Annotated in this window: 8 protein-coding genes; 4 read left to right on the top strand and 4 right to left on the bottom strand. The window is 72.9% G+C overall.

Annotation, left to right across the window (positions count from 1 at the left end; translation table 11 throughout):
• Positions 1 to 952: 952 nt before the first annotated feature.
• A complete protein-coding gene (locus tag ElP_RS36975) occupies positions 953 to 2,227 on the bottom strand; it encodes an FHA domain-containing protein (RefSeq protein WP_145279899.1) in 1,275 nt (424 codons plus the stop codon).
• Positions 2,228 to 2,630: 403 nt separating this feature from the next.
• Between ElP_RS36975 and ElP_RS36970 the strand changes: the two genes are divergently transcribed.
• Entirely contained in the window at positions 2,631 to 3,089 is a 459-nt protein-coding gene (locus ElP_RS36970) for an Hsp20/alpha crystallin family protein (RefSeq protein ID WP_145279897.1), read from the top strand.
• 172 nt (positions 3,090 to 3,261) lie between these two features.
• On the opposite strand, the gene ElP_RS36965 is transcribed toward ElP_RS36970, so the two are convergent.
• Positions 3,262 to 4,200, bottom strand: a complete 939-nt coding sequence (locus ElP_RS36965) for an FkbM family methyltransferase (RefSeq protein WP_145279896.1) — start codon at positions 4,198 to 4,200, stop codon at positions 3,262 to 3,264.
• Between the two features lie 502 nt (positions 4,201 to 4,702).
• On the opposite strand from ElP_RS36965, the gene ElP_RS36960 reads away from it, so the two are divergent.
• From ElP_RS36960 to ElP_RS36950, 3 genes are all read left to right on the top strand, one after another.
• A complete protein-coding gene (locus ElP_RS36960; RefSeq protein WP_145279894.1) occupies positions 4,703 to 6,784 on the top strand; it encodes a hypothetical protein in 2,082 nt (693 codons plus the stop codon).
• A gap of 54 nt (positions 6,785 to 6,838) precedes the next feature.
• Entirely contained in the window at positions 6,839 to 8,302 is a 1,464-nt protein-coding gene (locus tag ElP_RS36955; RefSeq protein WP_145279892.1) for an FAD-dependent oxidoreductase, read from the top strand.
• Between the two features lie 126 nt (positions 8,303 to 8,428).
• On the top strand, positions 8,429 to 9,994 hold the full coding sequence (locus tag ElP_RS36950; protein ID WP_145279890.1) for a glycosyltransferase family 39 protein: 1,566 nt from the start codon (positions 8,429 to 8,431) through the stop codon (positions 9,992 to 9,994).
• 306 nt (positions 9,995 to 10,300) lie between these two features.
• Here ElP_RS36950 and ElP_RS36945 read toward each other — a convergent pair whose 3' ends face one another.
• Positions 10,301 to 13,351 carry a serine/threonine-protein kinase gene (locus ElP_RS36945; RefSeq protein WP_197447227.1) on the bottom strand — a complete coding sequence of 1,017 codons (3,051 nt, stop codon included), beginning with the start codon at positions 13,349 to 13,351 and terminating at the stop codon, positions 10,301 to 10,303.
• A gap of 309 nt (positions 13,352 to 13,660) precedes the next feature.
• On the bottom strand, positions 13,661 to 18,307 hold the full coding sequence (locus ElP_RS36940) for a LamG domain-containing protein (protein ID WP_145279886.1): 4,647 nt from the start codon (positions 18,305 to 18,307) through the stop codon (positions 13,661 to 13,663).
• Between the last annotated feature and the right edge of the window lie 435 nt (positions 18,308 to 18,742).

Here is an 18,742-nt window from a genome sequence, read left to right as displayed (position 1 = left end):
AACGGCAGATCCGCCCGGATTCGGCCCGATCCCTCGCGCTCGCGTACGTACGCGAGCGCCCGCGCGCTGTTGTTGTTCTTAAAACAAAAGTCTTAAAACAAAAGTCTTCGTCGATTTAAGTCTTTTTCCTAAAAGGACTTAAGTATTCGAAGTATGCTCGGTTAATCGTTAGGTGCACGTCCCAGGGTGTCCGGTTAATCGTTAGGTGCAGGGGAAAGTATGCTCGGTTAATCGGTAAAGGCGCCCAAAATTCTTATGAGTGGCGCCCAGATTCTTTCCTGGCCAAACGGATCGTACGGGCAGTCAATCGTTAGGTGCATCCTGGATCGCCTCTGTCCTCGGGGACCGAAGGGTGCCCGATGAATCGGTAAGGCGGAAGAGGCGAGGGCCCTCGGCGAGTATGTCCGGTGAATCTGTAGGACATGCGTCCAGAGGATCGGGCGTCGGGCCGGGTGTCCGGTGAATCGGTAGAACATGCGCCCACGTCGGGCGGTCTCAAGGGTGTCCGGTGAATCTGCAGGACATGCGTCCAGGAACGGAGGCGATCGGGATCGGTGGCGAGGGTGTCCGGTGAATCGGTAGGACGGGCGTCCAGCAGGGCGGCGGCGGGGGAGAGTCGGGACGAGGGTGTCCGGTGAATCTGCAGGACATGCGTCCACATCCGGCCGACGAGGCCGGGATGAAGGGTGTCCGGTGAATCGGTAGTGCGGGCGGTCGCCGACGGGCTGGAGGGAGGACCGCCGAGGGTGTCCGGTGAATCGGTAGTGGGACGCCGGTTTTCGGGCATCCACGCCCCGTGCCGGAGGAGCGAGGGCGGTCGGCCGTCGGGCGGGCCGCGCCAGAGGCCGCAGGAGGCCGCAGGGGGCGATCCCGGGCGAGAGGTCGACGTTCCGGTCGTCCGGGGATTCCGGCCCGTCCTGGGGCCTCCTGGGGATTCGGCCGATCGGGAGGCTCAGGCGTCTTCACGGGCCCGGAGCGGGGGCCCGAGCCGGGAGAGGAAGTCCCGCCAGCCGGACCGGGACTCCTGGTCGACCTGCTCTTCGAGCTCGCCGATGCGGTCGAGCAGCCAGGAGGTGGCGCGGCCCGACTTCCCCGAAGGGCCGCCGCGGGGGGCCTCCAGGGGGGGGGCGTCGAGCCCCTTCGGCTGCGAGGGGGAGGGGGGGGAGCCTTCAGGCCCGGGCCGCTCGCGGAGCTCCATCCGGAGCTCGGCGATCTCGCGCTGGAGCCGGTCGAGTCGCTCCATGTGCCGGTCGAACAGGGCGGCTTGGTCCTCATAGAGTTGTCGGACGACGGCCAGCAGCGCCCGTTGGAACTGGTCGTTGGACTGGAGCAGTTCGTCATGCCCCTGGCGGACCGCCTGCAGGGCCCGGGCCATGAGCCGGTCCCCCGGTTCGTCCGGGACGGGCAGGGTCACCGGGCTCGACAGCCCGACGGCCGACCGGGACGGCGGCCGCCCCGAGGGCGACGGGCCGAGCCGGGCGGCGAACCGGGAGCGGCCCAGTTGCAGCAGGTCTCCGTCCCGGATCGCCAGGACCGGGGCGACCGGCTCCCCGCCGATCGTCAGCGAGCGGCAGGCCAGGTTGACGACGTGGGCCCCGAGGGCCGTCCGCACGACGACCGCGTGGACCCGGGCCACGTCGTCCCCCTCGGCCTGCACGGCGCACGACCGGCTCCGGCCCAGGAACGACAGCTCCGAGAGCAGCGCCACCGGGTGGTCGGGCCTCCCCTCGGGCAGCAGCTCCAGCCCGCAAAGCCCGGGGACCTCGCCCAGCGGGTCGTCCCCCTCCGCCGGGGTCGTCGACGGCGGGGGGGAGGCTTCGAGCAGCTCGACCCGGTGGCCGGCCAGCTCCAGGCCCCGGCCGGGGGCGAGCCAGCAGGACCTCGTATCGGCCGGGACGCCGTCGAACCGGGTGCCGGTCCGGCTGGCCAGGTCGACGGCGAAGACCCCCCGGGGGCCGAGGTGCAGGTAGACGTGCCTGAGGCTCGCGTCCCGGGTCGGCACCGGCAGGTCGGCCCCCGGGGATCGGCCGATCAGGGCGAACGGCCGGTCGATGATCGCCACAGTCCCGGCCCCCTCGGGCCCGGTCAGGCGGAGCCGGAGCCGGCCCTCGGCCCAGAGCCTCGGGGGCGCCCCGGTCGGTCCGGTCGGGTCGGGTCTTCGGCGTTCGGGTTCGATGGCGATGCTCCGCGTCGCTTCGGTCCTCGAGCTCGGGCGACTCGCGATCACGTCCCGAAGGCATTGGGGCCGGCGGCGCCCCCCTGAAAGCATGTTAGGTGAACCGCATTGATCTGTGTCAAGGCGCGGCGTCCAGTGCCACAATGGCAGTCGGATCGGCCCGGGGCGGCGGCCCGACCGGCCAATCATGCCAATATGGCATGGCACGCCGCCTGGTCTCCGACGGCATTTTCTCCAAGTCGAATCGGGATTCTGAGTTGGGATATGACACGCCGGAGAGGCACGGCGATTGCTTTTCTCGGGGATGGTGATCCGGATCAAGTCGGCCCGGGGAGGGCGTCGAGCCCCCGGGCATCCGGGTCGACGGCGTGTTGCGAGAAATCGACGGCCCGGGCCGGGGTGGCGTCCCCGGTGCGCGCCGGGGATCGGGCCGACCAAATCGGGAGCGACGACGATGGCGATCGAGCGCTGGGATCCGTTCCGGGAGATGGTGAGCCTCCGGGACGCCTTCAATACCCTACTGCAGGAGAGTTTCGTGAGGCCCGACAGCCTGTCGGGCGGCGCCAGCGTGCTGGCGCTGCCGCTGGATATCTCGGAGACGGCCGAGGCCTTCGTGGTCCGGGCCTCGCTGCCGGGGGTCCGGCCCGAGGACGTCCAGGTGACCATCCACGGCGACACCCTGACAATCCAGGGCGAATCCGGTGCCGAGGAGGAGCAGCAGGGCGAGACCTGGCACCTCCGCGAGCGCCGGCTCGGCACCTTCCGCCGCACGGTGACCCTCTCCGTGCCGGTCGACGCCGATCGGGCGGTCGCCGAGCACGACCACGGCGTCCTGAAACTGACCCTGCCCAAGGCCGAGTCCGCCCGGCCGAGGCAGATCAAGGTCGGCCCGAAGGACCCGAGTTCCAACTGATCGGGACGGCCGGGTCGCTCGACGAACCGGACATTCGATCATGTGAGCACGAGGCCGACGACCCCCCCCGGGGCCGCCGGCCTCGTCGCGTCCCGCCCCCGATGGCGGGGGGCATATTCGGCCGCGCCTGCGCCGACCGAATGGCGGGGTGGGACGGCCGAGGCGCCGGGATTCATCGGCGGGCGATCAGCAGTGCGATCCGATCCCGCCTCGGGTCATCCCGGTGGATCCAGAGGGCGTCGCAGTTGGTCGGGCCAGTCTCCTCGGCGGAGATGGGCGTGAGGACCAGGCGATGCCGTCGCATCCTCCTCCGGGTCGACATGGCGTATCCGAGGTAGCCCCGCTCCTCGAAGAAGGCGACAACCTTCGACTGGCTCGCCCCGGCCCGAATGAGGCTGTCGGCATGGTACTCCATCAGGACGGCAGGCCTATGAGAGGCGAGGGTCTGATCGAGTCCCTGTAGGGCCTCCAATTCGAAGCCTTCGACGTCGAGCTTGATCACGGCCGGGGGCCGGTCGAGTCCGGCCAAGACGTCGTCCCCGCGCCTCACGGGCACCTCATAGGAGGCCGAGATCCTGTCGGCCGGGATGCCCTCGCCGGCCAGCGTCCCCATGCCGGGGTCATCATCGATCACCGTGAGCTTGAGGGTGTCATCCCGGGAGCCGAGCGCCATTGGATGCACCATCAGCGTCTCCAGGTCGTTGCTGGAGGCGAGCCTCCGGAGCCGGTCAAGGCACGTCGGATTGGGCTCGAAGCAGATGACCCGACCCGACGGACCGACCAGCTGGGACCCCTGGAGCATAATCATCCCGATGTTCGCGCCGATGTCGATGAATAAATCCCCCGGGCGGAGCAGCCGCCGCATCGCCAGCGGGACCTCGAGTTCGATCGAACGACCGAGGAAGTAGGTGAGCCGGTCCGACCAGTAGGACAGGCGAAGCTCCATAAGGTAACCATGCCACTTCCCCCTCATGGTCACGACCGGGGCGTCCTTCCACCGGTAATTGTGGGCCGGTGAGGTCAGGCGGAGTTTCTGACACAGCCATCCCCAACCCGGCAACTCGGCCCTCATGACCGGTAGGAAGAGGAACGGGAGTCTCGGGTAGCTCATTGAGGCGTCCTTCAACGGTGATGGGGGTACCGGGCCCCCCGGGCCGGCGTCTCATCCGGGGAGGGCAGCGATAAGCAAACCCACCCTGGAGACGTCTGCAGGGCCCTTGCCGATTTGCTCGGAGGACTGACTCTTACGGGTGTCGCCGGCTCCACGACTCGCGTGGTCACGGAGACACCAGTAAGTATGTGATTTGTTCAATCCAGTATCAGCTCTGGAGATTCGGGGCCGATCGTCCGCGACGCGGGATCGGGCCTCCAAGTATATCTCGGCCGAGTCCGGCCGCCCCAGACCGCCGAACCCCGCCCCGGGGCCGCCGGCCTCGTCGTGCTTCGCCCGATGAGCGGGTTCAGTCCGGGCCATCGGAGACGCCCCGGTCATCGTGTCCTAGGGTTCTCCTCGAGCGGACGCCCGCCGCGGCCGGTCGCACCGCCCCAGGGCCGTCGCGATCGGGCACGGGGGGCCCATCCAACCGGGAAGGACTCGAGCGGGGCACCGACCGTTGAGCGGGCAGGCCACACTGTCGCCGGATCGCCGGGGATCGGGAGAGGACACCCCGGGCGTCGCCGGCGACGCCCTCGGGGAGGTGCGGGGGGCGGTCGGCCTGCTGGGCGGGGCGATCGACCGGCCGTCGGTCCTGCTGGCGACGCTGCTGGCGGCCAACGCCGTCTTCCAGCCGTATCGGGGACGCCACCACGACGCGATCCTCTACGGCTTCCAACTCACCAACCGGGCCTCGGGGGGCCGGCACGCCGCCGACCTGTTCCTCAAGTTCGGCTCGCAGGATGACTACTCGCTCTACTCCCGGCTCGTCTCGCCGCTGGTCTCGGCCCTGGGGCTCGACGCGGCCTCGTTCCTGGTCTACCTCGCCGGCGTCGTCGCCTTCTCCTGGGCCCTGATCCGCCTGGTGGGGGCGATCGTCCCCGACTGGGCGGTCGCCTCGGCGGGCCTGGTCGCCGTCGCGGTGGCGGCGGTGCCGCTCGGGGGCCTGGAGACGTTCCACATCAATGAGAACTTCCTCACGCCCCGATTGCCGAGCGTCGCCCTGGCGATGATCGGCCTGGAGCGGCTGCTCCGGGGGCGGTGGGGGTTGGCCGGGGCGGCGCTGGCGGCCTCGATGGCGGTGCACCCGCTCATGGGGTTCGGCGGGGTGCTGGTCGCCCTGGCCTACGTCGCCGCCCGGGTCGTCCCGCCCCGGATCTCGGCCGCGGTCGGCGTCCTGGGGCTGGCGGCGACGGCGGCGATCCTGGCCCTGCCGGGGCCGGGCGCCCGGATCTTCGGCGGGATGGATCCGGCCTGGTACGGCGAGGTCCTGTCGAGGAGCCGGTACATGGTCGGCCTCGCCTGGGATCCGGCCGACTGGCTCCGGCTACTCGCCTCGCTCTCGATCCTGCTGGCGGGCCGTCGCCTGCTCTCGGCCGACCGACGGTCGGCCGACCTGCTGCTCGCGGTGGCGGTCGCCTCGGCGGCGGGGATGCTCGGGTCGCTGCTGGCCGGCACCCGGCCCTATGCCCTGCTGCTGCAGGGGCAGCCGTTCCGGGCCCTCTGGCCCCTGGAACTGCTCCGCCTCCCCCTGGCGATGGTGCTGGCCCGGGCCTGGTGGGGCCGGGGCCCACGGGGCCGGCTGGGGGCCGTGCTGCTGGTCGGCGCCCTGACGACCCGGGCGCCGAGCCCGGCCGACCTCGCCCTGCTGCTGGCCGTCTCGACCCTCGCCGCGGTGGTGCTCCGGCGGGCCGGCACGCGGCCCAGGGATCCGGAGTGGGCGTGGAAGGCGGCCTCGGCCGGCATCGCGACGGCCGCCGCCGTCCGGATGGCCTGGATGTACGCCTGCCTGTCCGGCATGTGGGGCGCGTTCGCCGCCCTGGTCGACCTGGACGCGATCGCGGCGATCGCCCTGGCCCCGATCGACCCCCTCGCCCGGGGGTTGCTGGTCGTCGCGGCCGGCTCGGGCCTGGCGGCGACGCTGGGGACGGGGGGGGGATACCGGGCCGCCGCGCTGGCGATCTTCCTCGCGGCCCAGCTGGGCGGCCTGGCCATCTCCGACCGGCAGCCGATCGGCGACCGGGACCGACGCCGGGAGGCCGACCTCCGGCTCGTCTCCGGCTACCTGGCCCGGCACCCGACCGATCGCCCCGGCGTGCCGACGGTCTACTGGCCCGACCGGCTGACCGACCTCTGGTTCGAGCTGGGGGTCGACTCGTACTCGGCCTACTACCAGTCGGCCGGCGTCGCCTTCCGCCGGGGGACGGCCATCGAGGCGAGGCGCCGGGCCGACCTGGTGGCGCCGTTCGAGATGTACGAGCTCACGAATCAGAAGATGATCACCCGGGACGACGACCTGGAGAAGGTCGCCCGCTACTTCCGGATCGGCGAGGACCCCGACCCCCCGACGCTGGGGGATCTCGTCCGCCTCTGCGGCGACGAGGGGCTGGACCTGGTGGTCGCCCGCGCGGGCTACCCGGGCTGGTACGCCGCCGGGAACGGGCGGTGGTACATCTACGATTGCGAATTTGTGCGAGGCCGGGCCGCCGGGCTCGTCGCGGGCGGGGGCCCCCGAGCCGGCGGCCCCGGGCGAGGCGGCTGACCCCGCCGGGGTCGGCATCGACGACGACGACCGTCATCAGATCGGAGCGCGCCAATGAGAGTCGCAGTGATCGGGGCCGGCCCCGCCGGCCTGGCGGCCGCCTACCGGCTGGCCGGGTCGGGCGAGGACGTCGAGGTCTTCGAGTCGTCCGGTCAGGTCGGGGGGATGGCCCGGTCCTTCCGCCTCTGGGGGCAGACCGTCGACCTCGGGCCGCACCGCTTCTTCAGCACCGACCCGAGGGTGAACGCCCTCTGGATGGAGGTCGCCGGCCGGGACTACCGGATGGTCGACCGCTTGACCCGCATCTACTACGGCGGGCGCTACTACCGATACCCGCTCGAGCCCGCCGACGCCCTCCGGAAGATGGGGGTGGTCGAGGCCTCCCGCTGCATGCTCAGCTACCTGAAGGAACAGGTGAATCCCTCCTTCCCCGAGGGGTCCGGCGGGACCTTCGAGTCCTGGGTCGTTGGCCGGTTCGGCCGTCGGCTCTTCGAGATGTTCTTCCGGTCGTACAGCGAGAAACTGTGGGGGATCCCCTGCTCGGACCTGGACGAGGATTTCGCCGCCCAGCGGATCAAGAAGTTCTCGCTCGGCGAGGCGGCCAAGAAGGCCATCGGCCTGGGGGGGGCGGGGCACAAGACGCTGGTCGACCGCTTCGCCTACCCCCTCGGCGGCACGGGGATGATCTACGAGCGGATGGCCGACGCCGTCCGGGAGGCCGGCGGCCGGGTCCACCTCGGCGCCCGGGTCCGCCGGGTCCTCCACCAGGAGGGGAGCGTCCGGGGCCTGGAGCTGGCCGACGGCGACCGGGTCGGCTTCGACCACGTCATCTCGACCATGCCGCTGACCCTGCTGGTCCGGGGCCTGGGGGAGGCCCCCGAGGCCGTCTCCCGGGCCGTCGACTCGCTCCGGTTCCGCAACACGGTGCTCGTCTACCTCAACGTCGAGGGGACCGACCTGTTCCCGGACCAGTGGCTCTACATCCACTCGCCGGAGCTGATGGCCGGCCGCCTGACCAACTTCCGCAACTGGGTGCCGGAACTCCACGGCGGGGCGGGGTCCTCGATCCTCGCGCTGGAGTACTGGTGCGACGACGAGGATCCCCTCTGGGCCGAGCACGAGGAGGCCCAGGTCGCCCGGGCCGTCCGTGAGCTCCGCGCGACCGGACTGATCGGCGACGCCCGGATCCTCGACGGCGACGTCGTCCGGGTCCCCCGCTGCTACCCGGTCTACCGGATGGGGTACAAGGACCACCTGTCGGCCGTCACCTCCTACCTGTCGGGCTTCTCCGGACTGACGCCGATCGGCCGGTACGGCTCGTTCAAGTACAACAACCAGGACCACAGCCTCCTGATGGGGATCCTGGCCGCCGAGAACCTCCGGTCGGGCACCCGCCACGACCTCTGGTCGATCAACACCGACTACGAGTGCTACCAGGAGGCGGCCGAGATCCGGGAGACGAGGCTCGGAGGGGTCGAGGCCGATCCGGTGCCGATCCCCGCCCCTTCGCCCGCCTGATCGGCGGCGGGCGGCGGGCGGGCCGGGGCGATTTGACCGGGCCTCGGCCGACGTTGTAGGGTGGTCCGGTCGAGCCCGCCGGCCGGTGCCGGCGGGCCGCGTCTCAACCCCTGAACGGGCCCCGACATGGCCGAAGCGACGACCGAGCCGACCTCCTCTTCCCCCTCCCCGGCCGGCACCGAGGGGAGGATCGGGCCGGCGGCGTGGTGGGGGCTGATCGGCCTGACGGCCCTGGGGGCGCTGGCCCGGTTCTACCGGCTCGACGCCCAGTCGATCTGGATGGACGAGACCTTCGTCGTCAACGCGGCCCGGCTGGCGAGGTTGGAGGGGCCGCTGGCCGTCTCCCGGCTCGACCACTCGGCGCCGCTCGGCTACTGGCTGGCCTGGCTGTCGACGGGCCTCGGCGGCGACTCGCCGTCCTGGCTCCGCGTGCCGACGGCGGTCGCCGGGACCCTGACGGTGCCGATGATGTTCGCGCTGGGGATCCGGCTCTTCCGGTCGCCGCCGATCGCCCTGGCGTCGGCCGGGGTGATGGCCGTCTCCCCATTCGCCGTCTGGTACGCCCAGGATGCCCGGATGTACGCCCACTGGATCCTGGCGTCGGCCGCCTTCGTCTACGTCTGCTGGCCGGCGGCGGCGGGACGGCCCAGCTTCTGGGGGTGGGCGGCGATGGCCTTGACGACGGCCGTCGGCCTGTATGTGCACCACTACATGGCCTTGCTCTCGGCGACCTTCGGCCTGTTCCTGCTGGCCGTGCTCGGGCCGAGGGACCGGCGGCCCTGGATCTGGGCCGCGACCCAGCTCGTCGCCGCCCTGGCCTTCGTGCCCTGGCTGTTGCTGACGGCCGACCGGATCGGCCAGGCCGGGTCGTCCAAGCCGATGGCCCTGCTCTGGATGCCGTACACGTACTTCACCTTCTCGGCCGGCTTCTCGCTCGGCCCCTCGGTCCGGGAGCTGCAGCTCGACGGCCCCTCGGCGGCATTGCGGTCCCACGTGGCGGAGATTGCCATGGTCGGGCTGGCGACGGCCGCCGCCGGGCTGGCGGGCCTGCGTCGCTTGCTCCGGGAGGGTGACCGCCGGGCCGGGGCCTGGTGCCTGGCCTGGGCGGTCGGGCCGGTGGCCCTGGCGATCCTGGCGACCCAGGTGAAGGACAACCTCAGCTACAACGCCCGGTATGCCGCGGCCTGCTACCCGGCGGCGGCCCTGATCCTGGGAGGGGCGATCGCCTCGGCCCGGCGGTCGGCCCTGGCGGCGGTCGGGGTGGCGGGCCTGGCCCTCGTCTCGTCCTGGTCGCTCTGGAACTGGTACGAGTCCCCCCGGTACGCCAAGGAGGACCTCCGGTCCGCCGCCTCGTTCCTGGACGGCGCCTTCGAGGAGGGGGACCTGATGGTGATCGCCAACGGCCGATCGATCCCGACCCTGGACTACTACGGCTTCCCCTGCCCGCCCGGGGCGGTGGTCGCCGACCAACCCGGCGAGGTCCCCAAGGCCGCCGAGGACCTCGACCGGCTGGCCGGAGGTCCCCCGCGCCGGGCCTGGCTGCTGGAGTACCGGGAGTGGGAGGTCGACCCGTCCCGCTCCCTCCGATCGGCCCTGGGAGCCTCGGCCAACCGGCTCGACGAACGCCGGTGGCCCGGCGTGACGCTGGGGCTCTACCGCCTCCCCGGCCCGGGAGGCCCGGCCGGGCCGTGATCCCCGGGACCGAGGTCGTCGAGCCGGGCCTGGGATCGCAGCCGTCCAAGTACCGGCGTCCGTTGACGGATTGCCGTGTCGTCTCCCGTCCCGATCGATTCGCCAAGGGTCACGAGGGACGCATAACCCGCGCTTCCCGACGCATACCGCTCCGGTTCACGTCCCCGTTAACGGGCGGAGTCGGTCCTGGAGTCGCAGCCGGGTAACCTCGGGAAGTTCGGGGAGCGTGGACCTCTCCTGCGCCTTTGCAGGCGGAAGGCGCGGTCGGCTCGGGTCCGTCAGGTCGTGCGGGACTGGCTGAGCCCGTCAACGACCACGGGCGAACGGGTCGGCGGGGAAGGCCATGTTGAGCAGGAAGTGCTGGAAGTCCTCGCGGTCGCGGAGGGGGTCGAGGTCGGGGTCGGCCTTCATGTTCGCGAGGTTCGAATAGCCGGCGCCCCGGGCCTGCCTCAGGGCCGCCATCGCCCGGAGGGCCTGGGCCTCGCGGCAGCCCGGGTCGGCGAGCGGCACGATCAGGGCCAGGCTGCACGCCAGGTTGTACCGGCAGGCGGGGTACCGGTCGGCCAGCGATCGGTCGACCGCGACCGCCCGCTCGAAGGCCGCGAGGGCCGCGATCGGGTCGCCGACGGCGTCCTCCACGCGGCCCAGGCCGCGGAGCGCGTTGCCGAGCGTGCTAACGTGGAAGATCCGCTCGGGCTGCTCGCGGACGATCGGATCCATGACCTCCACGGCCCGACGCGCCAGCGGCAACGCCTCGGCCGCCCGGCCCGCGAGGGCGAGGATGGTGGCACGCTGGTTGAGGGACTTGGCCAGCAGGTTCGTGGTGTACGCGTCCCCCTCCTCCTCGGCGAGCAGCGCCTCGGCCAGGTCGGTCGCCTTGCGGTAGGCCTCCAGGGATTCGGCCTCTCGGCCGAGCAGCCGCAGCACCCAGCCGAGCGACACCAGGTCCTCCGCCCACGCGCGGCGATACACGGGGATCGATGGGTTGGCGACGGCCATCGCCTCGCGGAGCTTCAGGGCACGCCGCATGAAGCCGAGCGCGTCCTCGAGGCGGCCCTGGTCGTACTCCAGCGAATAGCCGTCTGCGTAGCAGTCCGCCAGCCGGGAGCGGAGCGCCAGGTTGCCGGGCTGTTCGCCGCAGAGCCCCTCGAAGAGGTCGCGGGCCTGCTCCCAGGAGGACCGGGCCTCGGCGTGCCTCCCCGACTCGCGAAGGGTCACGGCGCGATCGAGCAGGACGCTCCCCAGGTCCTCGCGGACGATGGCCGACAGGTCGTTGCGCCCGGTCAGGTCGTTCGGGCCGGCGGCCCGGGGCAGCGGCCGATCGAGCAGCGGCCGGGCGATCGCGACGGCCCGATCCCACTCGGCCAGGGCCTCGTCGGGCCTGCCCGTATCGCGGAGCACCTTGCCGATATTGCGATGGGTCCGCGCCACGTCGATCAGGGCGAGGGCGTCGTCCGGGCGCTCCTTCGCGATCGCCTTGCGGATCTCCAGGGCCTTGCGGTGGGCCGCCATCGCCTCGTCCGTCCGCTCGTCGTCCCCCGCCAACAGGCCCTGGGCGCCGTGGGCGATGGCCAGCAGGCGGCGGTACTCGACGTTGTCGGGATGGTCCCGGGCCAATTGCTCGTAGAGGTCGGCGGCGATCCGATAAGGCCCCGCCGCCTCCTCCGGCTCGCCGAGTCCCTGGCTGATCCAGCCGACGCGGAAGGAGGCCGATGCGGCCTCGGCCCGGACGGCCGGGTCGTCGCCGCGCTCGCGGAGGAAGTCACGATAGTAGCGTCGGGCCGCGTCGAGCAGCTCCTTGCGGAGGGGCTGCAGGCCGGGCACGTTGAGCAGGGTGCTCTCGCTCACCGTGGTGAAGTACTCGTCCACCGCGGCGCGGGCCTGTCGGAAATTCGCCTCGGCCTTCGATCGCTCGCGGTCGATCAGCGCCGCCCCGACCGACAGCCCGGCCACCGCCGAGACGAGCAGCGCCGCCGCCCCAGCGACCAGCGGCCGATGCCGACGCGCCCACCGGCCCGCGCGCCGCAGGGGCGGGTCACGATAGGACGAGTTCGGCTCGTCGGCCATCCAACGTTCAACATCCTCGGCCAGGGCCCGCGCCCTCGGGTAGCGGCCCTCCGGCCGGGTGGCCATCGCCTTCAGGCAGATCGCCTCCAGCGCCGGGTCGATCGCCGGGTCGTGCTGGCGGGGGGGCCGAAGCTCGCCCCGATCCACCGCCCGGAGCACGGCGCCGACGTCGTCGCCCTCGAACGGCGGCTTGCCGGTCAGCAGGCAGTAGAGCGTGGCGCCGAGGCTGTACACGTCGCTGGCCGGGCCGAGGGAACTCAGGTCGCCCCGGGCCTGCTCGGGGCTCATGTAGGCCGGCGTCCCCAGGGCCGAGCCGGGCAGGGTCTCGGCCGATCCGCTGGCCGAGCTGGGCACCAGCGGCCGCTCTCCGGCCGCCGCGTCGAGGTCGGCGTGGCCCGACGCCTTGGCCAGCCCCCAGTCGACCACCAGCGTCTCGCCGTGCCGGCCGACGATGACGTTGCCCGGCTTGATGTCGCGGTGCAGCACCCCGCGGGCGTGGGCGTATTCGATCGCGTTGCAGACGTCCAGGAACCGCCTCAGCAGCTTGCGCAGCTCCAGCGATCTCCGGCCCGGGTCGCGCCGGATTGACTCGTCCCCGTGGAACCGCCCGATGGCCTCCTTCAGCGAGTCGCCGCGGATGAACCGCATCGCGTAGTAGGGCCGGCCGTCGTCGAAGGACCCCAGGCCGTAGACCGGGACGATGCCCGGGTGTTCCAGGCCCCCGGTGATCTCCGCCTCGGCCAGGAACCGGGCCCGGCTGGTCGGGTCGTCGGCGTGGCCGTCGAGGATCTTCTTGAGGGCCACCTCGCGATGCAGCTCGTCGTCCAGCGCCACGAAGACGGCCCCCAGGCCACCCCTGGCGTGCGGCCGGAGGATGCGGAACCGCTGTCCCTCGGAGGTCGCGGTCCCGACGGAGTAGGTGGTCGTGCGCCCGGCGTCGCCCTCGCCCTCCTCGGTGGCGTCCGACGCGCCGCCGATCCGGGCGACTGAGCCGGTCAGCTCGGGGTCGGCCAGGGCCGCGAGCCGATCGCGGGTCGATCGGCCTGCGGGCAGCGACGCGAGGCTCCGCTCGGTATCGCCGCCGTTCTTCTTCAGGTGCAGGACCAACATGGCCGCGACGCCGTCGCGCGCGTCGGCCTCGAGGTGGCCGAGGGCGACGAGGTGGTCGTCGAGCGCGCGGCCCCGGTCCCGGGTCCAGGCCTGGAATGCCCCGACGAGCTGCACCTGGTCGATCAAGCCGTTCTGGAGGGCGAGCAGGCCGAAGAGCAGGTCGCGATCGCTGGCGGCCATGGCGCGTTCCCGATCGGCGTCGGCGGACCGGGCCGTCCGCCCCCTCCCCGGGGGTGACGGCGTGTGGTCCCGACGGGCTACCCGGAGTATCGCATGACCCATCGGCAGATTCATCACGCCACCGCATGTTCCTCCCGGCACAGCCCCGAAGTGCGTTATTGGGGCAAACCACGCAATTATGAACGAAAACGCATTGGAGAGGGTTGGATCTCGTCCGGTCGTCATCCCGGACCGGCCCCGGGAGACGGCCCCCGGACATTGCCGGGGGCGCCGGGGGAGGGAAGGGGAGGCCGTCCCCTCCCCCTTCGATCAGGAGCCCCGATCCAGCGGCGGGGCGGCCAGCGACCGGCCCGAGAGGACCGGGAACGGCGAGGCGGCCGGCCCTCCCGACGACTCGGCCGGGAGGCCCCGGCCGGCGAGGCCCGGCTCGAGCGCCGGGGGCCGGGGGACGAGGCCGGGGGCGGGCATCCTGGCCGGCGGCACGACGTCCGGCGGCTCCAGGTCGACCGGCCGGGCCACGGGGGTCGTGGGCTCGGCCGGCGGCGGGACGATGACGGTCGTGGCCGAGAAGGTCACCGCCGGGGGGTCGACCAGCCCGGCGTCGTTGGTTGTCGAGATCCTCACGGCCCCGAGGCCGTCGGGGTCGGGGATGTAGCGGAAGGTCGCCGAGGGGGCGCCGACCGACAGGGTGACCCCGGGCGGGTCGAACCGGCCGGGGCCGTCGCTGGAGGGGACGACGGAGACCGGGCCCCCCGGGTCGACGCCCGGCCGGAGCGAGACGGCGAAGGGGTCCGACGGCCGGCCGGCCAGGCCGGCCGGCGGGCTCGGCGCGACCAGGTCGTAGCCCTGCTCGGGGCGGCCGGTGGGGATCTCCAGCGTCACGACCCGGCTGCCGAGGGCCTCCGCCCCCGACTCGCCGACCACGTCGAGCCGGTACTCGTAAGCCCCCGGCCCCCCGGGCAGGTCGAGCACGGCCGAGGCCGTCTGCCCGGCCAGCGGCTCGAACGGCCCGGCGCCCCCGGCCCGGCGTCGCATCCACCGGAAGCGCAGCGGCTCCGGCCCGGCCCCGGGGCCTTCGGCCGCCAGGATCGCCGCGTCGGGGGCCGCCACGGCCATCCCGATCGCCGGGGCCGCCATCGTGCCCACCCCGAGCGGCTCGTTGCCCTCGTTGACCAGCGGCCGGGTCCCCGCATCGGAATGGAAGCTGGCCCCCTGGATCAGGCGGTTGCCGTAGTAGCGCCAATTCTCGGACTTGTCCGCAAGGATGGAGTCCCCGTTGTGCATCGCCACCGACGCGTTGGGCACGGAGAAGTCGTTGTCCCGGATCGTGATCTGGTCCCCCTGGCCGCTCAGGCTTCGCAGGCGGTTCCGCTCGACCACCGCCCAGGCCGGCCCCATCCGGTCGTTGCCGAACGCGCTGTAGCCGAGCAGGTCGCCGTAGGTGTCGGTGACGACGCTGAACCGGGTCTCCCACCTCAGGTTCTTCCACGACTTGCCCGCGCCGTAGATGTACCGCCCCGAATTCCGGGTGCAGTGGGTCATCTGCGTCCGCAGGCTATTCTGGTAGCGGAAGAAGTGGAGCTCCGGATTCGCCTCGAACTCGCACCGGGTGACGGCCATCGCGTGGGCGGCGCTGCCGATGACCAGGTAGTCCCCCGCCGAGGCGAGGCGACACCGGTCGATCACCAGCGCCCGGCTCGTGTAGTCCATCGAGAGGAAGCGGTGCGTGCCCCGGTTCTCGAAGTCGTGCACCAGCAGCAGCCGGGCGTTGCTCCCCGAGAAGACGAGCTTGCAGTACTCGGGCGAGGACTGGTCGTAGATCCCCGTGTCCTGGATCATCAGGCCCGAGATCCGGACGTCGTAGATGTCGTTGAACGGGATGGAGGCCGGCGAGCCCGCGAACTCCGCCCGGGTCGAGGCGACGAGCGTCGGCCGGTCGGCGTCCGGATCTCCGTAGGAGCCCAGCAGCAGCGGGCCGGTCACGTAGGAGAGGTTCAGGGACGTCCGGATCGGGAACCGATCCCCCCTCCTCAGCAGGATCCGGACGTTGGGCCGGTCCACCTTGGCGATCGCCTTGACCACCGTCTCGAGCGGGGCGTCGGGCGAGGTCCCCTCGTTGGAGTCGCCCCGCGCCGGGTGCGTGGAGGAGACGTAGTAGGTGATCGTCGTCTCCGGCCAGGGCGTCACGTCGACCGTCGCGACCTTGCCGGCGAACAGGCAGGACTGCGGCTGCGGCCGGCCCTGACGGTCGTAGGGCGGGGTGACCACGGCCAGGTGGGCGTCATAGCTCCCCTCCTCCTCGAAGACCTGGGAGACGAAGAAGCCGGTGGACCGGGCGTAGGCCTGGCCCCTCCAGGGGGCCGTCGACCCGTCGTGCAGGGCGGCCTCGCCGGCCCGGGTGAAGGCCCAGAGGTAGTAGTAATCCTGCATCGCCATCCGGTCGACCTGGGCCACCTGCGTGGCGTCGAACAGGACCGCCAGCGGCCCGACCCCCGAGGTCCGGTTCGTCCGGACCGACAGCCGGATCGCCAGGGCGGCCACCTGGTCGTCGGCCATCGCCGCCCCCGACGCCACCACGTGGTCGACCGACCCGTGGGGGGCCGGCAGCCGGTCCCCGGGGCTCAGCAGGCGGGACGTCCCCGAGGCCGGGCCGACCAGGCCCGGGTCGATCGCCGACGAGCCGATCGGCACCCCGTCCCGGAAGAAGGAGACCGTCCCCCCGTCCCGACGGACGGTGAGCACGTGGCGCAGGTATTCGCTGCCGGTGCCGGCCTCGCTGGGGATGCCATCCGCGATGAGCGTGCGCCCCGAGCCGACCACCAGCCCCGAGGTGCTCGCCGATGCGAACGGGATGCCCCCGCCGACCCCCTCGCCCGCCGGCACCAGCCCGCGCTCGACCAGCCGGTGCCCGTGGCCCGTGGCGTCCTCGCCCGCGCCGGAGACCTCGTCGAAGTCGTACCAGGCCGACAGCCCGGCCGCCAGGCCCGCCGCCAGCCCGCCGTACGCCGGCGCCGAACCCCCGCCGTGCAGCGCCGAGACCTCGGCGCCCGTGAGGGCCCGGCCCATCCAGATCCCCCAGTTGTCCAGCAGGCAGGGGAGCGACGCCCCCAGGTCGGGGGCGACGCCGAAGCCGAATCCCGTGAAGGTCGATCCCATCGCCGGGTTGCCCGACACGTCGATCGAGCCGGCCGCGACGCCGTCGTAATACAGCGTGATCGCGCCCCCCGAACGCACCGCCGCCAGGTGGACCCACGCGTCCTTCGGCGCCGGGCCGAAGTCGGCCGCCGGGCCGCCGGGCAGGGACAGCCGGTAGGCCCCCGGCGAGCCGCCCCCGGAGTGCACGATGTGCGGCCGGGTCGACGAGAGCCGCGCGTCGGCGCCATCCTTGGCCGCGAAGACGCCCGACCCGCCGGCCACCCCGTCCCTCGAGTCGTCCGCCTTGCGCACCCAGCCGGCGACCGACCACTCGGTCCCCGCCCAGGCGACCGGCAGCCGGCGGTCGAGCGTGTGGCCGGCCGAGGAGGAGGCGCCCGGCAGCCGCCTCGCCCCGGCGAGGGCCGGCGCCGACATCGGGCCCTCGACGACGTACCGGATCTCGGTCGGCGTGGCGAGGGCCACCGGGTGGTACCCGTCATAGGGCGGCCCCAGGCCCCGGACCCGGACCCGGTCGCCGTTGGCGAAGGGGTGGCCGTCTCCCACGTCGACCCGGCATCGCACGCGGACGATGCCGTCGCCGGGGTCAGGCACCGTTTGGATCTCGACGGCCGTCGCCGCCCGGCGGCCGGCCAGCGCCTCGGACGCCCGGGCCACCACCTCGGGGCCGCCCGGCGCCCGGATGGCCAGCTCCGGCACCCCGTCGTGGTCGACTCGGATCTCGAGGTAGTCGTCGTCCGACGGGCCGGCCGACTCGCCGTAGAGGCCGAAGGCGCGGTCGAAACGGGTCGCCGAGGCCAGGCTCATCGTCCAGCTCGGCCGCCCCGACAGCACCAGACCGTCGTGCTCCAGGCGGCTGCCCGTGGCGGTGGAGACCACCCGGGTGAAATCCCCCCGCCACGACAACCCGCCGGACGGGCCGACGTACCGGAAGGCCCGACCGGAGGACTCGTCCGCCCACCCCGAGACGGCCTGCATGTCCCCCGCCGGCCGGGACAGCGGCGAGAGCGTCGAGCCGACGCCCGAGGGGTCGGCCAACGTGATCCCCCCCCAGATGTCCCCCCGGACGCCCCCGGCCTCCTCGAGCGGCCAGTAATTCTGCAGCCCCCACTGCCGGAGCCGGGCCGGCGCGACCTCCCGGGCGTCGGCGCCGACCCCCCCGGCGTAGAGCGTGGCGATGGTCTCGTCGATGGTCCCGGCGATGCCGCCGGGCGGGTTCTTGAAGAAGGCCGCCCGGGACATGCTGATCGCCGGGAACCCGTCCCGCCACTGGACCTTTCCCAGGTGGAACGGCAGCCAGTCGGACCGCACCCCCCCCGAGTGCGGGACCGGCGCCGATCGCTCGCCGTCGACGCTGAGGTTCAGCGTGTTGGTGACCGAGTCGTGCCAGGCGACCACGAAGTACCAGCGCCCCACCTGGATGCCCCCGGGCAACGCCGAGTGCGGCCCGGGGACCAGGCGGCGGGGCGACTCGCCGTAGACGAGGAAGCGGAACTGGTCCGGCCCCGAGGGCGAGTTCAGGCAGAGCAGCCACTCGCTCAGGGGGTCGGACTTGTGCCCCCACTTGCCGGCGACGTGCGTCTCGCCGCGATCCAGGTCCGACTGCGTCGGCCGGGAATTGACCCGCACCCAGCAGGCGAAGCCGAAGTCGACGTCGCCGGTCTTCAGGTTGTTCTGATTCGCGGCGGAGAGCTGGGTATCGGTCGTGCCGTCCCAGTGGGCGGCGCTGCCGCCGGTGACCCCGCGGTCGGCGCGGAGCCAGAGCAGGGGATCGGGCGACGCGCCCGGGTCGGAGAAGGTCATGGGAAGCCCCGGTGGGTGGAGTGTGGGGCCGGCCGCCGGCCGCCCGACTCCGGGCGGCGGGACCGCTTTGGGCTCCTCGACGACCGTCCCGGAGGCGTCGCCGGCCCCCTCGACCCCCCCCGTCGGCCCGTCGGTCGAGCCCGGGGGCGAGGGCGGGGGGGGCGGGGACGCCGCCGGGCCTCCCCCGGCCGCCCCGTCCCTCCCGGAGCAGCCGGGCAGGGCGAGCAGCAGGGCCCCGACCGCCCAGACGACCAGGCTCGAGGGCCGGGCGGGTCTTCGACGTCGGGGTCGGGGACGGGGGTCGTCGCGGGGGGGGGCGTCCGCGCCGGGCCCTCCCGGTCGCTCTGGTCGAACGCTCATCGTCGAGCGGTCCCGGGCTCGGGGCTCCCTCGGCGGGCTCGGCCCGCCGGGCCCGCCGCGGCGTGCGGCCGGCCC

Source organism: Tautonia plasticadhaerens, from assembly GCF_007752535.1.
In the GTDB taxonomy this organism is placed as follows: Bacteria; Planctomycetota; Planctomycetia; order Isosphaerales; family Isosphaeraceae; genus Tautonia; species Tautonia plasticadhaerens.
Note: the sequence above shows the minus strand (reverse complement) of the source record. Positions and strands in the feature narration are given on the sequence as shown.